This window comes from Vibrio cholerae, assembly GCF_008369605.1.
GTDB lineage: Bacteria > Pseudomonadota > Gammaproteobacteria > Enterobacterales > Vibrionaceae > Vibrio > Vibrio cholerae.
Genome location: NZ_CP043556.1, coordinates 386286 through 402118, shown reverse-complemented (window position 1 = coordinate 402118; position 15833 = coordinate 386286). Strand labels below are relative to the sequence as shown.

General features: G+C 44.8%; 15 protein-coding genes. 8 read left to right on the top strand and 7 right to left on the bottom strand.

Features of this window, described 5'->3' with window-relative positions; genetic code table 11:
• Window positions 1–39 precede the first annotated feature (39 nt).
• A complete protein-coding gene (locus F0316_RS15910) occupies window positions 40–387 on the top strand; it encodes a hypothetical protein (protein ID WP_001069628.1) in 348 nt (115 codons plus the stop codon).
• A 111-nt stretch (window positions 388–498) separates the two neighbouring features.
• Entirely contained in the window at window positions 499–1911 is a 1413-nt protein-coding gene (locus tag F0316_RS15905) for a PepSY-associated TM helix domain-containing protein (RefSeq protein WP_149560708.1), read from the top strand.
• Between the two features lie 50 nt (window positions 1912–1961).
• On the opposite strand, the gene gloA2 is transcribed toward F0316_RS15905, so the two are convergent.
• From gloA2 to F0316_RS15890, 3 genes are all read right to left on the bottom strand, one after another.
• A complete protein-coding gene (gene gloA2, locus F0316_RS15900; RefSeq protein WP_149560707.1) occupies window positions 1962–2345 on the bottom strand; it encodes an SMU1112c/YaeR family gloxylase I-like metalloprotein in 384 nt (127 codons plus the stop codon).
• Window positions 2339–3277 carry a LysR family transcriptional regulator gene (locus tag F0316_RS15895; protein WP_149560706.1) on the bottom strand — a complete coding sequence of 313 codons (939 nt, stop codon included), beginning with the start codon at window positions 3275–3277 and terminating at the stop codon, window positions 2339–2341. The genes gloA2 and F0316_RS15895 overlap by 7 nt, the downstream gene beginning before the upstream one ends.
• Before the next feature lie 146 nt (window positions 3278–3423).
• Complete coding sequence (locus tag F0316_RS15890) at window positions 3424–4692, bottom strand: O-acetylhomoserine aminocarboxypropyltransferase/cysteine synthase family protein (protein ID WP_032472579.1); 1269 nt, start codon at window positions 4690–4692, stop codon at window positions 3424–3426.
• A gap of 439 nt (window positions 4693–5131) precedes the next feature.
• Here F0316_RS15890 and F0316_RS15885 point away from each other — a divergent pair, with 439 nt between their 5' ends.
• The 6 genes from F0316_RS15885 to herA all read left to right on the top strand — a co-directional run bounded on the left by F0316_RS15885 (window position 5132) and on the right by herA (window position 12986).
• Window positions 5132–6325, top strand: coding sequence for a glycine C-acetyltransferase (locus tag F0316_RS15885; RefSeq protein WP_000092856.1), 1194 nt, complete (start codon window positions 5132–5134; stop codon window positions 6323–6325).
• A gap of 2 nt (window positions 6326–6327) precedes the next feature.
• Complete coding sequence (gene tdh, locus F0316_RS15880; protein ID WP_000692622.1) at window positions 6328–7359, top strand: L-threonine 3-dehydrogenase; 1032 nt, start codon at window positions 6328–6330, stop codon at window positions 7357–7359.
• A 400-nt stretch (window positions 7360–7759) separates the two neighbouring features.
• Entirely contained in the window at window positions 7760–8830 is a 1071-nt protein-coding gene (locus tag F0316_RS15875; RefSeq protein ID WP_149560705.1) for a hypothetical protein, read from the top strand.
• A 1-nt stretch (window position 8831) separates the two neighbouring features.
• Window positions 8832–9362, top strand: coding sequence for a hypothetical protein (locus tag F0316_RS15870; protein ID WP_149560704.1), 531 nt, complete (start codon window positions 8832–8834; stop codon window positions 9360–9362).
• Between the two features lie 526 nt (window positions 9363–9888).
• A complete protein-coding gene (locus F0316_RS15865; RefSeq protein ID WP_149560703.1) occupies window positions 9889–11154 on the top strand; it encodes an SIR2 family anti-phage-associated protein in 1266 nt (421 codons plus the stop codon).
• Window positions 11151–12986, top strand: a complete 1836-nt coding sequence (herA, locus tag F0316_RS15860; protein ID WP_149560702.1) for an anti-phage-associated helicase HerA — start codon at window positions 11151–11153, stop codon at window positions 12984–12986. Before F0316_RS15865 ends, herA begins: the two co-directional genes overlap by 4 nt.
• 194 nt (window positions 12987–13180) lie before the next feature.
• On the opposite strand, the gene F0316_RS15855 is transcribed toward herA, so the two are convergent.
• The 4 genes from F0316_RS15855 to F0316_RS15840 all read right to left on the bottom strand — a co-directional run bounded on the left by F0316_RS15855 (window position 13181) and on the right by F0316_RS15840 (window position 15802).
• Window positions 13181–14404 (bottom strand): site-specific integrase, encoded by a 1224-nt coding sequence (locus tag F0316_RS15855; RefSeq protein ID WP_113599606.1) that lies wholly within the window; start codon window positions 14402–14404, stop codon window positions 13181–13183.
• Window positions 14386–14568 carry a hypothetical protein gene (locus tag F0316_RS15850; RefSeq protein WP_000083583.1) on the bottom strand — a complete coding sequence of 61 codons (183 nt, stop codon included), beginning with the start codon at window positions 14566–14568 and terminating at the stop codon, window positions 14386–14388. Before F0316_RS15850 ends, F0316_RS15855 begins: the two co-directional genes overlap by 19 nt.
• A 5-nt stretch (window positions 14569–14573) precedes the next feature.
• Complete coding sequence (locus F0316_RS15845; protein WP_113599605.1) at window positions 14574–14837, bottom strand: hypothetical protein; 264 nt, start codon at window positions 14835–14837, stop codon at window positions 14574–14576.
• A 251-nt stretch (window positions 14838–15088) separates the two neighbouring features.
• Window positions 15089–15802 carry a S24 family peptidase gene (locus F0316_RS15840; protein ID WP_000196481.1) on the bottom strand — a complete coding sequence of 238 codons (714 nt, stop codon included), beginning with the start codon at window positions 15800–15802 and terminating at the stop codon, window positions 15089–15091.
• Window positions 15803–15833: the final 31 nt, after the last annotated feature.

Genomic DNA, 15833 nt, shown 5'->3' with positions numbered 1-15833 from the left:
AATGGTTATAGTAGTGAGCAATCCATAAAGAGTGTTGTTATGAACCCGCGACGTACCTTTCACCGCTTGATGCTGAAACTCAGCCTGCTTAGTTGGCTGCTGGTTTCGCTCATGCCTGTGCTCAATGCACACGGCAATGCGGCGGGCGTTTGGGCAACACTTTGTACCATCAATGGTTTTGAACTGGTCAAAATTGAAGATGGCAAACCGCAAACTCAGCACAGTAAGCCGTGTCCGTTTGCCCATTTCTCCAATTTTCATCACACCGAACTTCCAACCACACAACTTCCAATTCGACAAACGACGGCGCAAGTAGATGGTTACACTTTTTTGGCTCTAAGTGTCCGTTTTGAAAGTGCTGTCCCGCGTGCTCCGCCTGTGACTTAACTGAAATCATTACCCAATAACAATAAAACTATTTAGTAAAGTCACACGCTCATATCCCATTTGGTTTCTTCACCGAAGGGATAATTTGCGTTTAAAAAAGGAAGAAATACGTTGAGTACCGTTACTACACCTCAACCGACGGCGGCTGCGCGTCGTAAAACCCTCTATTTTCTCACTTGGCGTTGGCATTTTTATGCGGGCCTGTTTGTGGTGCCTTTTATGTTGATGTTGGCGCTGACGGGCTTAGTCATGTTGTTTGATGATGAAATTGAACAAGCTCGCTATGCCGAGGTATTAAACGTTACACCACAAGCGCAGGTCATGCCTGTTTCTCAGCAGCTTGCGGCAGTACAAAAGGCGTATCCAGAAGCGCAAGTTACCCAGTTTATTCCTGCGCTTCAGCCGGATTTAGCCAACCGTTTTTCTGTACTGTTTAGCGATGGTTCAACCCAATTTGTCACGGTTAATCCGTATAGCGCTGTGGTTCTGGGCACTATTGATCGTAGCGAAAGCTGGTATGAATGGGCGAACAGCATTCACGGCACCTTATTGATTGGCGATTGGGGAGATTATTTGATTGAAGTCGCGGCGAGCTTGGGGATGATTTTACTGGTGAGTGGCATCTACTTATGGTTGCCGCTCGATAACGCGCGTAAAGCGGGGTTTCTCAAAATCCGAGTAGGCAGTGGTGCGCGAATTTTCTGGCGTGACCTGCACGCAAATTTAGGTGGCATGCTGTCCTTAGTGCTGCTGTTTTTCCTGATTTCCGGTCTTTCGTGGGCGGGCATTTGGGGAGGGAAACTAGTGCAGGCATGGAATACCTTCCCGACGTATTACACTTGGGGAGAAAAACCGCAATCGGTACTCACGCATGCGGATTTAAACCATGGCTCAGAAAAAGAGATGCCTTGGAACTTAGAGCAAACGCCAGTACCGCAATCGCATCATCATGGGGGGGAGCATGAGAAAGTCGCGACCAATGCCACTATTGGGATTGACCAAGTGATCGCTCAGGCCAAGGCGCTCGGTTTTACGCAGTACCGCGTTGCTTTTCCGCGAGGGGAAACAGGCGTGTATACCGTTTCTGCTAATACCATGGCAGGCGATATTGTCGATCCACGTGATGATCGCACTGCGCATTTTGACCAATATTCTGGTGCGTTACTCACCGAGGTCACTTGGCAAGATTATTCGCCATTTGCCAAAGCGATGGCGGCGGGGATTTCGCTGCATCAAGGCGATCTGAGTGTATGGAACAAAATAGCCAACGTGCTGTTTTGTCTCGCTTTCATTCTGATCTCTGTCACTGGTGTGGTGATGTGGTGGCTGCGCCGCCCGACTGGTCAAGCTCGGCTAGGTGTTCCGCCACGTTTTGAGCAAGATGGAGTATGGAAAGCAGGCTTAGCCACGTTACTGGTGATTGGTGTGGCATTCCCACTGGCAGGAGTAACGATTGTTGTTGCTCTGCTGCTTGATGGGTTATTGGTGAGCCGTATTGCTAAGCTGAAAGTCGCTTTTAGTTAAGTGATAAGTACGTAAAGAATGTACAGGCCAGTTTCGATTGGCCTGATTTTTTAGGCTTGATACAACTCAAGTGGCAACCCATCCGGATCGGCAAAAAAGGTGTAGGCTTTGCCTGTGTATTCATCAATGCGGATTGGCTCCACACTCACGCCTTGTTGCTCGAGCTGAGCCTTTAATTCAGCTACATCATCCACCACAAACGCCAAATGGCGCAGCCCTTGTGCTTCAGGAAAACTTGGCCGCTCAGGTGCGTTAGGAAAAGAGAACAATTCGATTTGCGAGCCATCAGGCAGGGCTAAATCTAGCTTGTAAGAGTCTCGCGCTGCACGATAGTTTTCTGCTACAACGCGTAAGCCGAGAATTTCTGTATAAAACGCTTTCGAGCGAGGGTAATCCGAACAAATGATCGCAGCATGATGAATGCGTTTTAGCATGTTGACTCCTTACCATTGAGCTTAGGACTGAGGTGCTCGAGCACAAAATCAATAAACACTCGCAAGCGAGCTGGCATGTATTTGGTCTGCGCGTACTGCATAGCAATCGCGCCGTGATAATTGCTCTTAATATTCCACTCTTGCAGCACTTGCACTACCTTGCCCGCAGCCAGCGCATCTTGCACCACAAAATCATGGAAAATGCCGATGCCGAGGTGATTCTTCACCCCAGTTAAACGCAGTTGCGATTGGTTCACCGCATAACGGCCACTCACCGCCACTGTGTGTGTTTCACGGCCTTTGGCAAACGTCCAGATATGATCTTTATCGGTTTCCGCGAGGTAGAGACAATCATGCTCGGCTAGATCGGTGGGGTGAACCGGCGTACCACGCTGCGCCAAATATTCAGGGCTGGCACACAGCACCAAATTGGTTTTGCACAGCTCACGCAGCACTAAGTTTTCATCTGGCTTATCCGTCAGGCGAAAGGCGACATCAATATTGTGTTTAAAGAGATCAATGTCACCATCGGCGGCTCGCAACTTGAGCTGAATATGCGGATATTGAGCGAGGAAGGGCACCACAAACGGCTGCAATACGGAATTTAAAAACGCCTCTGGCGCAGCAACCGTCAGTGCGCCAGCAGGTTCGGCATGTTCCGAACTGGAGATTTCAATGGCTTGCTGCGCCGCATTGACCATCAATAAGCTTTGGTCATACACCTTTTGCCCTGCTTGAGTAATGATGAGTTTGCGCGTCGTACGTTCAAACAGCTTGACCGACAAGGCTTGCTCAAGGCGAGTAATCAGTTTACTGAGCGCAGAAGGTGTTACGCCAAGTTTGCTGGCCGCAGCGGTAAAACTGCCTTCATTGACCACCACAATAAAAGTGGCGAGGTCGGGCAAAAGAGCAATCAATTTGGGAAGTAACATAAGTGTCGATGAGTCGGCCAACCAGTGGCGTCACTGTCGCAGAATCATCGGCTAAATGCAATTTGGTGAAACTAAATTGAGGGGTTGTCGGACAAGAACAATATCCCGCCTAGATCTAGATATAGACGGGATAAGGTAAGCATCGCTTATGCGTTCAGCGCTTGTTCTAAGTCGGCCAGAATGTCATCGATGTGTTCAATGCCGACAGAAAGGCGGATCATCTCCGGTTTCACGCCCGCTTTGATTTGCTCCTCTTCACTCATTTGGCGGTGAGTGGTGGACGCAGGGTGGCAAGCGAGCGATTTTGCATCCCCGATATTGACCAAGCGTTTGAAGATTTGCAGCGCATCGTAAAAACGCACGCCTGCTTCATAACCGTCTTTCAAACCAAAGGACAAAATCGCCGAAGGTTTACCGCCCATGTATTTTTGCGCCAGCGCGTAATACGGAGAGTCTTCCAATCCGGCATAGCTCACCCAACTGACTTTAGGATGCTGCTTGAGATATTGCGCAACTTTAAGCGCGTTTTCGGTGTGGCGTTCCATACGCAGTGGCAGCGTTTCCAAACCTTGCAGGATCATGAAGGCGTTCATGGGTGAGAGGGCAGAGCCAGTATTGCGCAGCGGCACAGTGCGCGCGCGGCCAATAAAGGCGGCATCGCCAAAGGCTTCGGTGTACACCACACCGTGATAAGACGGTTCTGGTTGATTAAATACGGGGAAGCGGTCTTTGTGTTGCGCCCACGGGAACTTACCTGAATCGACAATCACGCCGCCCAACGTGGTGCCGTGTCCGCCACAATATTTGGTCAGCGAATGGACAACAATATCCGCACCAAAGTGAATGGGTTTGCACAATGCAGGGCTGGCGACCGTGTTATCGACCATCACGGGCACACCTTTGGCATGGGCTAAATCCGCGAGGCGTTGTAAATCAATAATGTTGCCTGCTGGGTTGCCAATACTTTCGCAGTACACCGCTTTGGTCTTGTCATCGATAAGCTCAATCAAACTCTCGGGGCGATCGTCCTTGGCGAAGCGCACCTCAATCCCTTGGCTTGGCAACATATGCGCAAATAGGGTGTAGGTGCCGCCATACAGTTGCGGTGTGGAAACAATGTTATCGCCCGCTTGCGCCAACGTCAGAATCGCGTAGTTGATAGCGGCACTGCCCGCACTCACTACCAACGCGCCAATTCCGCCTTCGAGGGCGGCCATGCGCTTTTCCAACACATCGTTGGTCGGGTTCATGATCCGCGTATAAATGTTGCCCGGTACGGCCAAGTTGAACAGGTCTGCGCCGTGTTGTGCGTTATCAAATTCGTAAGCGACCGTTTGGTAAATCGGAGTGGCCACCGATTTGGTGGTCGGGTCTGTGGTGTAACCAAAATGGATAGCCAGTGTTTCGTCTTTCATAGTCCGTCCTTTGACTGGATAGGTGATATCCCCTTCCTACTTGAAGCTGCAGCGGTGTTGGCTACGTTCGTTCACCCCAATCACATAGTCTATCTATGCTCATGGGGATTCACTCACTTGCCGCCTACCTGCAACTCCAAGTAGTTTGGGTATAAGCCATCTTTGAAGTTTCATGTTTAGAAATCAAGCGTCCGGTATTCAACACGAGAAGCATGACACAATGAATCCTCGATAAATTTACAATAGAAAGGGCTTATCTGTGCCTGAGGTTCACGAATGCTTTTCCGTTATCGCAGATAATCGCTTGAGTGACCTTGGATTACACTAAGGGAAAGGTTTTTTACAGTGTAAATATCCCCTTCCGACTTGAAGCGTACCCGCTAAGTTGTTTGGGTATAGATCCTGTTACCCGCAAAACGAAAACAAGAAGGAATACGCAATGTCTTCTGCTTTTTATCAGCAAATCCGTACTCAGCTTGAGGAAGTGAAAGCTGAGGGGCTTTATAAATCCGAACGTGTGATCACCTCGCAGCAACAAGCGGCGGTCGAAATTTCTACTGGCGAACAAGTACTGAACTTCTGTGCCAACAACTATCTTGGCTTGGCCAATCACCCTGCTCTGATTGAAGCGGCGAAACAGGGTATGGACAGCCACGGCTTTGGTATGGCTTCGGTGCGTTTCATCTGTGGTACGCAAGATATCCATAAACAGCTGGAACAGAAGCTCTCTCAATTCTTAGGTAAAGAAGACACCATTCTTTACACCTCATGCTTTGATGCAAATGCGGGTTTGTTTGAAACTCTGCTCGATAAAGAAGATGCGATCATCTCTGACGCACTAAACCACGCTTCAATCATTGATGGTGTGCGTCTGTGTAAAGCGATGCGTTTTCGCTACTCGAACAACAACATGGCCGAGCTGGAAGAGCAACTTATCGCGGCAGATGCTGCTGGCGCTCGCCACAAGTTGATCGTGACGGATGGCGTGTTCTCAATGGATGGTGTAGTGGCTAACTTGCCTGCAATCTGTGACTTGGCAGATAAATACAACGCCTTAGTGATGGTGGATGACTCTCACGCGGTAGGCTTCATGGGCGCGAATGGTCGCGGCACACACGAATACCACGATGTGATTGATCGCATCGACATCATCACCGGCACGCTAGGCAAAGCCATGGGCGGTGCATCCGGCGGCTACACTTCAGGAAAGAAAGAAGTGATTGATTGGCTGCGTCAACGTTCACGTCCATATCTGTTCTCTAACTCGGTTGCACCTTCGATTGTTGCGGCGTCACTGCGTGTGTTGGATCTGCTGCAAGAGAGCGGCGATCTGCGTGAGCGCCTATGGGAAAACGCAGCGCACTTCCGTACTCGTATGGAAGCGGCGGGTTTCACTATGGGTGGTGCCGATCACGCCATCATTCCCATCATGCTAGGTGATGCCAAAGTTGCCGCAGAATTTGCGGAACGCGCACTGGCCAAAGGCATTTACGTTATTGGTTTCTCATTCCCGGTTGTACCAAAGGGACAAGCGCGCATTCGTACGCAAATGTCAGCCGCACACAGCCGTGAACAACTGGACAAAGCCATCGACGCCTTCATTGAAGTGGGTCGTGATATGGGACTTATTTAATTATGAAAATCAAAGCACTTTCAAAACTGAAACCAGAGCAGGGCATCTGGATGAACGAAGTGGACATGCCTGAGCTTGGCCACAACGACCTGCTGATCAAAATTAAGAAAACTGCCATTTGTGGCACTGACGTACACATTTATAACTGGGATGAGTGGTCACAAAAAACCATTCCAGTGCCTATGGTAGTCGGCCATGAATATGTGGGTGAAGTGGTTGGGATTGGCCAAGAAGTGCGTGGTTTCCAAATTGGAGATCGCGTTTCTGGTGAAGGTCACATCACTTGTGGTCACTGCCGTAACTGCCGTGGTGGCCGTACCCACCTGTGCCGCAACACCATTGGTGTGGGCGTAAACCGCACGGGTTGTTTCTCTGAATACTTAGTGATCCCAGCGTTTAACGCATTCAAGATCCCGGATGGTATTTCAGATGATCTGGCGTCTATTTTCGACCCGTTTGGAAACGCTGTACACACTGCGCTTTCATTCGACTTAGTGGGTGAAGATGTTCTGATCACCGGTGCTGGCCCAATCGGCATTATGGCCGCAGCCGTTGCGAAACATGTAGGTGCGCGCCATGTGGTGATCACCGATGTGAACGAATACCGCCTCGATTTAGCCCGTAAAATGGGCGTGACTCGCGCTGTGAACGTTGCTGAGCAAAACCTAGAAGACGTGATGAAAGAACTCGGTATGACCGAAGGTTTTGATGTGGGCTTAGAGATGTCTGGTGTACCGAGTGCGTTTAGCGCCATGCTAAAAACCATGAACCACGGTGGCCGCATTGCTCTGTTAGGTATTCCACCGTCATCGATGGCGATTGATTGGAACCAAGTGATCTTCAAAGGCCTTGTTATTAAAGGGATTTATGGAAGGGAAATGTTTGAAACTTGGTATAAGATGGCGAGCCTCATTCAATCGGGTCTCGATATCAGCCCAATTATCACTCACCACTTCAAAGTGGATGACTTCCAAAAAGGCTTCGACATCATGCGCAGCGGGGCTTCCGGCAAAGTTATCCTCGATTGGCAGTAACCGAAAATCTCTCCACAGAGCGCTCCGAAAGGGGCGCTTTGTTTTTGGCTAACACTGTTTATATAAACAGTAAAGTGGAAAATACGACCCGATTTAGCCCTCGATTTGGTCCCATTTTGGTCCCATCTCACTTTGTAATGGGACCACGTTCAGTTTGTTTTGGTCCCATCATCGCAACACGTAGAGGCGAAGAAGTTCTATGTAATAATTGGACAAAAGAATGTTTTAGACTGGAATATAATAAAACCACATCACATAAGTTTTTGTTTATTATATATAATTATTTTCTATGAACTTATCTAAGCTTTTGCTTTTACCTTAAGCATCGTTATAAGTTTGTTGTTGCTTGCTGGCTATAGCGGTATCATTAAGCAATTAGTGTCACTGCAAGGAAGGTCTCTTGTCTAAAGAAACAAAACGTAGAACTATCAACTACAAACTAGCGCAGTTAGGATATCATCCACTCACTCTTCAGCAAATGCTTGAAGCAACACTTCTTGAACAGAAGTCTCCATACCATAAAGCAGCTTATCGTAGAGAGTCGTTGACAGAAGATGGAAACTCGTTTCGCTTTATCAACCGCTTCAATAACTACGACAATGACATGTTGCTATGCCAAATTGTACAGTTTGAGCAGGGGCGTAGTCAGATGACTATTGTTATCGACGAAGAGGCTGACATGTTTGAAGTTAATCCAATATCTGCCCAAGATATTAAGCAAAATAAAGTAAGTGAAGAAAAAAGTAAGTCTACTGAGTTTCTAGAGTCGATGGCTTACTTCGGGGTTATGGGTAACCACATGGTGGTAATGGGTTCTCAAGCTCTGAAGTCGAAAGAACTAGAACGTCACTTACAGTGGTACTTGAACACCCTGACAAAACAGAACATCGCTTCTGCAATTATACTTAGTGACAGACCAACAGCTAACGCAATGAAACAGTTGGAGAAATCATCAGTTAAAAGCGTATCTATCGGATCAGATATTACTTACAAGCAGGAGATAACCCCCTTCTCTGATGAATCAAAAACTGAATATTATGAGCACGATGTGACAGAAGCAAAAAGTGTACGATGGACTCCATCTGGTCTTGGTGCTGACATCCTTGAGTGTCTTAAAAACAATGGCTATATCGGCAATTTCGATTTCAACGAGACGTTAGATGATGCAAACCTTCAGGTCAGTATCGAGTTCAAATACAGCCGTAAAACAACTAAGTCAGGCCAAAAAGTTATTGATACCTTATCGTCATCGTTGCGTCATCTGGACAAAGAAGATGTTAAAATCAACCTAAAAGGTGGTGGGGAGATTAAGGGAGATGAATTGAAACTGAGCCATCAAATTAATCTTGGATTCTATGATGGAAAAGTCGATGAATCAGATCTTTACTATCAGATGAAGCAATGGCTACAGGCTAAGATTACTACCAAAGAAGTTCTTCCAGATTTACAAGATATAGTATCGGAATTGTAGAGTGAACATTACTAAGCAGAAAGGAAACATTGTTGGTGTTTTACTACCACTTCTAGTGGTAGGAACAGTGTTCGCCTATCTGTTTAGTACATATGCGAATGTTATTCCTGCTGGTGGACCAGTTCCGTATGTGTTCTCATCTTTGTTTATCTTCCCGATAGCCACTATTTGGCCATTACTGAAAGATTTGACAGAGTTACAAGAGATAAACTCGATTACTCCGACTGAGAGACGGCGACTCTCCAATATGGTCATTGAAGTTCAACGTTATTTAAAGGCTAGTGCATTCTTGCTATTAGCATTTGGTGGTATTACTGGTGGAGTATTGTATCTTGTGGTTATTAATGCAGTGACAGCTCAACTTGCGTTGAGTGGTATTGGATTCTTTGTCGGGAGCGCTATCTGTATCTTCGTGTTTCTTTTCAATATGCGTCTCAAAGTTCAGAACTACAAAGCTAAGTTAGTTAGTCGAGCTCAAGAGATGAAGCAGTCCGCAAAACTTCTAGAACGTTTCAAAAACAAAGAGAAATAGAGTACCCAACTTTTCTGAAAGAATGATAGGAAATGGGAATTACTGTCAATCAATACTCTTAAGAATGCATCACCGTACACATAGTGCAGCTTGCACTAATGCTAGTTTCCTACAAAGAGCGGCTAATACCGATAGTCATTGTTCCTGATAGTGATTTGGGAATAATTAATGTCTATCCTTAGCCTTTTCAGGCTTAAGCTTAGACAATTACACAGAAATCAGGACAGTCTCCAGATCCCTTTTACTTTGAATCGCTAACTCACAACTGGGCAAAAGAAAGCATAAAAATATCTAAGGAAGATGCGAATAAATAAGTCCCCGATACATCCATCACCTAACATTAAATCATTATATATCAATGCTTTAATGTTTTTTCGTTTTGTGATGCATGACTTATTCGCTACTTCCCTAAACTATCTACCTTGCAAAACCTACACACTCAGCCCACTTGATAACGTGATTCATTGTTTTTATAAACATAAAGTTGCACAATGCTCTCGGTGTGTTTTTATTTGAGAATAATCAAATGAGTGACTTTATCTATCAAGGTGGCATTGCAATTTCTGAGGATGACTTTAAAAGTCATCTAGGCTCGTTATGCCAACTAGAAAACATCGGTATCCTTCTTGGCGCTGGTGCATCCGTAGGATCTGGCGGTATGACAATGGAAGGAGTATGGCTTGATGCAATAGACTGTTCGCCTAATCTACTTGATGAATTACTTCATTTTAATCTCATAACTCAAGAAAGCATTGATAATAAAGATGTAAATGTGGAGCAACTTTTAGATCAAGTAACTCAATATTTATCGGTATACAAAAAGACAACACCATTAAACATCGAAACAGATTTTGAGTCCCAACCAGTGGGCAGGCTTCAGAAAATCCTTCTTTGCTTATATCAATCAGTAACTAAAGCTGCACTACTGGTAAAACAAGAATCTTTTGGTGATGAAAAATTAGGATCTCACGACAAATTCAAATATCACAGAGAACTGCTTGAAAAGTTAATTTCAAATCGCCAGCCAGGTCAAGCAGCTCCGATGCTTTTCACCACTAACTATGATCTGTCATTAGAGTGGGCAGCCGAAGAAATAGGCATCCAACTTGTCAATGGTTTTTCTGGACTTCATACGAGAACTTTCCAACCCCAAAATTTTGATTTGAGCTTCAGAAACGTTAATGCAAAAGGTGAAGCCAGATTTGGACACTATCATGCTTACTTGCATAAATTACATGGCTCACTGTCATGGATTCAAGAGCATAACAGTGACATTAAAGAAATCCCCTCTGCTCTGGCTAAAAGTCGCTATATTGATCCATTGCTAAATGGAGAGCCTGTTTATGACAAGCAATTCTTAATTTATCCAGGTGCGAATAAGTACCACCATACAATCGGCTTTGTATATGGCGAGATGTTTCGTCGGTTTAGTGAGTTCTTATCAAAGCCTCAAACAGCTATCATCATCAACGGATATGGTTTTGGTGACTACCATATTAATCGGATAATTCTAGGTGCACTACTAAACCCATCTTTACATATTGTTATTTTTTATCCTGAACTTGATAAAATCTCAGTAGATACTGAAGGTTTAAGCGAATCTCAAAAGTGTATTAAAAAGCTCAAATCACTGTCATTGAATCAAATTACAATTGTTGGTGGCGGCTCATCTGCTTACTTCGATTCATTTGTTAAATACATCCCGAAACCAGTCTTATTCCCTCGAGATACGTCAACGCAAGATCTCGTAGCTGCGATCAATGATTTAGTTCAAAGTGGAAATCAGATATGAGCATTGAGACTATTGATTCTATTGGGTATGTTGTTGCTCTTGAGGGAACGAAAATTCGCGTTAACTTACTGGAAGGACATAAAGGTCAATTAGCATCTCACCGACGCGGTATAAGTTCTGTTTCTCAGCCAGGTGATTTAATTGGATTAGATGCAGGTACTAATCTTGTGATTGCCAGAGTTACAGACATGGCATTTGTTGATCCTGATAAAGCCCACTCTTCTAATGTGGGGACGATGAATGTAATTGACACCCCTTTAAGGCAACTCATAGCGTATTCCATCGGCTATGTATGTCAGGATGGTGATAACCGAAAATTTATTTCTGAGAGTTGGAAGCTACCTACGCTAGGCGCGAAAGCTATTCCACTATCGAGCGACTACCTAGAAAGTATCTATGGTGTTAATGAAGATGAAAAAAATTCCACTGTTGAGCTAGGCCGAGATTCTAGAACCAAAACAACGAAAATTAATGTAGGCATCAACTCGCTACTTTCTAGACATCTTGCCGTGCTAGGCAGTACAGGTTATGGAAAATCAAATTTCAATGCTTTGTTGTCACAAAGAATTCGTGGAAAATTCAAAAGTTCTAGAATCGTTATATTCGATATAAATGGCGAATATGCTGATGCTTTTATTGGACAAACACGAGTTAAGGAGACAATCTTAGGAAGTGTTCCACCTCCTCCCGCTAAATTATTCTCGCCTTTAGCAGTACCACCTCCGCCCCCCGAGGTTTTTGACGGTAAACACCCTGTTTATCATCGAATCCCCTATCAAGCATTTGGCTATGCTGGGTTAATCAAGTTACTAAGACCAAGCGATAAAACGCAACTGCCTGCACTACGAAATGCATTGAAATCACTCCATATGGTTTGTGCAGGCTCCAATAGCTCCATATGGACTGGAGAAACCATATCACCGTCAACCACTCAAACTTGGTTCGAACTAGTTGATGATTGTCGGCAAGACGGGCAAGAGCAATTAAGCCTGTGGCTGAAAAAGTTGAGAAGTAACGAAATACCTCCCTTTCAAAAATGGCCTCCATTTAAGTCACTAGCTAACCTCGTCGCGGAGTTCGGCTGCCAAGCATTCACACCTAACGGCGCAAGTAAAAGGGATGCTTTTAGCTATGGTAACGTATTACCATTAGTTAAGATTATTCAACAACTCGCCGATGACCCACGCTTTAATAATGTAGTTAACCTATCAGGTGACCAAGCTATCAACAATCCTGCAAGTATGTGGCAAGAAGAAGTTGAAAAAGAAGTCGATTATATTTTTGGTAAAAAAGCGGGGGAAGCGCAAGATTGGGATGTTCATATCATTAATTTAAAGAACATTGCAGACGACCATGCCCCAATGATCTTAGGTTCACTTTTAGAAATGTACTCGGATGTGTTATTTAAAAGAGGTCAATACAACAATTATCCCACACTGCTTCTTTTGGAAGAAGCCCACCACTACCTTAGAGACCCTTTCGCTGAAGAAGGAACTCAACTTAAAGCATACGAAAGGCTTGCAAAAGAAGGGCGCAAATTTAATTGCTCATTGCTCGTGAGTACACAGAGGCCATCTGAGTTATCTTCAACTGTTCTTGCCATGTGCTCGAACTGGATCTCTCTGCGTTTAACTAACGAGAGGGACATCAATGCATTAAAATATGCAATAGAAAACGGCAATGAACATACACTTAGTGAAATTTCAGGTTTGCCTAGAGGTGATGCTATTGGTTTCGGTTCAGCTTTCAATATCCCAATTCGCTTTTCCATTGATGAAGCTTCACCAAAGCCAAAATCTTCAGATGCTGCATTTGCGTCAATATGGTCATAAGTACCTTGTAATTGCCAGACTTAATAACAAGTCAAAATTGATTAGTCTTTATATGGCACATTAACACTAAAAACTCGTAGTAGTTATATCGCTCTAAAACGTTTGGGGCAAAAGTTTGTTGTCATGTCGACCTAGTTGATTGTAGGAGTTATGGGGATTCCGTTCGGTAGGATCAAAAAACCGCCTTTCGGCGGTTATTGATTCCTCACTTTTTCTAGCTCTTGCCATACCCGTTCGGATTCTTTCTTGTTCGACTCAACCAGCCATTTACCGTAGACCCTTGCGACCATGGTGATATCTGCGTGGCCCATTTGTTGTGCCAAGTAACTTACGTTGACGTTAGCATGGGTGATCATCCAACTGGCGTAGGTATGTCGAAGTTGATACTGATTACGGTAACGGACGCCTCCTTTTTTACACAGTGCCGTCCACATTCGGCCTAGTGCACGTTTGCCGTAATAGTCATAGCCACTGACCTTCTGCTCCCGAACGACCTTGGGATTAAACACAAAACGCAAAGACTCTTTTCTGTAGGCCTGACCGGGTAATTCGACATCGTACTCTTTAGGCTCGAACGAGTAGGTTAAATATTGTTGAGCTTTTAAAGCATCTAAAGCGGGGGGCAGTAAGTCAACAAACCGCTCTTTGTCTGTTTTGGTGGTTTTTAATCCGCGCATATCATAAGTCGAACGGCGGATATGGATCGTTTTATTCTCAAAATCCACATCCTCCCATGCGAGCGCACAAAGCTCGCCACTGCGTATGCCACTATAGACAAGCAAGGTCACGATATTGCGGTGCTGCAGTTGGTGGCAGTGTTTCAAAATGCTGTCGATCTCCGCCATCGAAAAGGGCTGAATATCGACTTCGCTTTCTTTGACTCTTTGCAAAACCTTGGATAAATCGCGACTGATGTATTCCATTTTATAGAGCCAAGCAAGGAAGGCGTTGATTGTCACCAGATTTCGGTTAATGGTGCGACCTGTTTTCCCTTTAACGAGCTCTTGGCGAAACTCCGTCAAAGTGCGCGGTGAAATAGTGTCACTACTTCTTGTTTTTCCATAAATTTCAATAAAATCTCTTAACACCCAATCATATCTTTGCAACGTAGAGCGGCGGATATCATGATCTTTAGAGGCAAGGAACTGCTTAGTAAGTTGTAGCAAGTTCTTTGCTTGCGGTACACCTGATGCATGTTTTGACTCCGGAAAGTGGGCGGCATAATTGAAAGTACCGATCTTGATTTCATATTGAATTGCTTCCCGCTTCTGTTTAGCAAAATTTATGTTCTGTTTTGTTGGAGGTAAGCCTAATGATTCTCTACGACGTTTGCCCATGTAATAAAATGAAATTCTCAGAGAATTGCCGCGGATTTCTACGCCTGATGGGAGATTGTCGGTTACTGCATTCGATGCCATTTGTTCCATTCCTCAATATCAACCATCCAAGTACCGCAAATTTTTTTCACGATTGTTGATGGATAAAATCCTTCGCGTGCTTTATGCCTCAGCGTTTTAGTGCTTAGGCCAATCACTTCTGCAGCTTTTTTAAGAGTGATGATGGAAATTTGTGATTGACTCATATTGCCTACCTCTCGATGCAATCTTGTTCACCAATCTTTTTGGTGGAGTGCATCGCGCCAAGCTTTTTAGCGAGTGGAGCTGCATCATTAGCAAACATGTTGAGAAATGATGGTGTAATCGTGATTTCTGCAGGGCATTCTCGGCTTAGCCCCCAGCTATCGTCAGTGGGATAAAGCGTTAGCGCGATTACTGAACGATGTAATCGTTGGCTAAAGTAAGGTGGTGAAGTGGTTACTGTTCCGTATTGGGTATCAATGGTTGCCGCCATGGATATTTCCTCGCAATAAGTGATTGTGAATCAGTAATCACACGCTATTGGAATAGCTATGATTAGATAACTTATATTTAATGTTAGTTATCTAACCTTGATATTGCAAGTGTTAATGTAAGAAAACTAACTTTAATGTGTTGGGGCAAACATTTATAAGATTTGGCTTATGGAGTAGTAGAAAGGAACGGTGATGAATCACCATTCATTGTTGAGTGTGTAGTATGACGAATTGGGAAAGAAATAAGGAATTACAACAGGACTGAATACCAGAACACCCTGCCTACAATCGAGATTTGTTGTTCAGCAACTTGCTCTTGTGAATACTCTCTCGGAGGGTATTCAATTTCATTAAAACTATAAATTCTTAGCCCACCACCGGGCAGGCGATAGAGCTTTTTGATAAAGAGTTCGCCGTTGTGGTTAATGGCGTAAATCTTCCCATCAATGAGGGTCTTATCCCCACAATCAATACCTACCGTGGAGCCATTTGGCAAAACGGGTTCCATGCTATCACCTGTGATGGCCACACAAACTGCATTTTCAGGGTCAACGTTATATCGGCGTAAGGTGGACTTGGCGAATCTTAATCGAAAGCCATTATCTGATTCACTATCACTGACGAAGCCATTTCCTGCCGATAAACGCACATCAGATAAGAAGGGAACCGCAACCTCGTCATCACCAAGGGGAGTATTGCTATCCCAAACTTGCATGTTACCAAGTAGTTCAGCATTACCCGCGGTTGAGTCTTGAGTTCCCTTGCCTGTTTGCAGCCACAGCGGATCAACTCGCAACTTTTTGCACAGAGCAATTAGGTTCGAGCCTTTAGGCGTAGTTTCATTTCTCTCCCAGAAAACAAGAGATGTGGGTGAGACTCCAATACTGGAGGCCACTTGTTGTTGGGTGAGTTTGAGTTCTTTTCGAACTCGGCGAATACGCTCGCCAATCGTTTCTCTCGTCATGTTAGATATCTTACATTCACTTGCGTTAAGT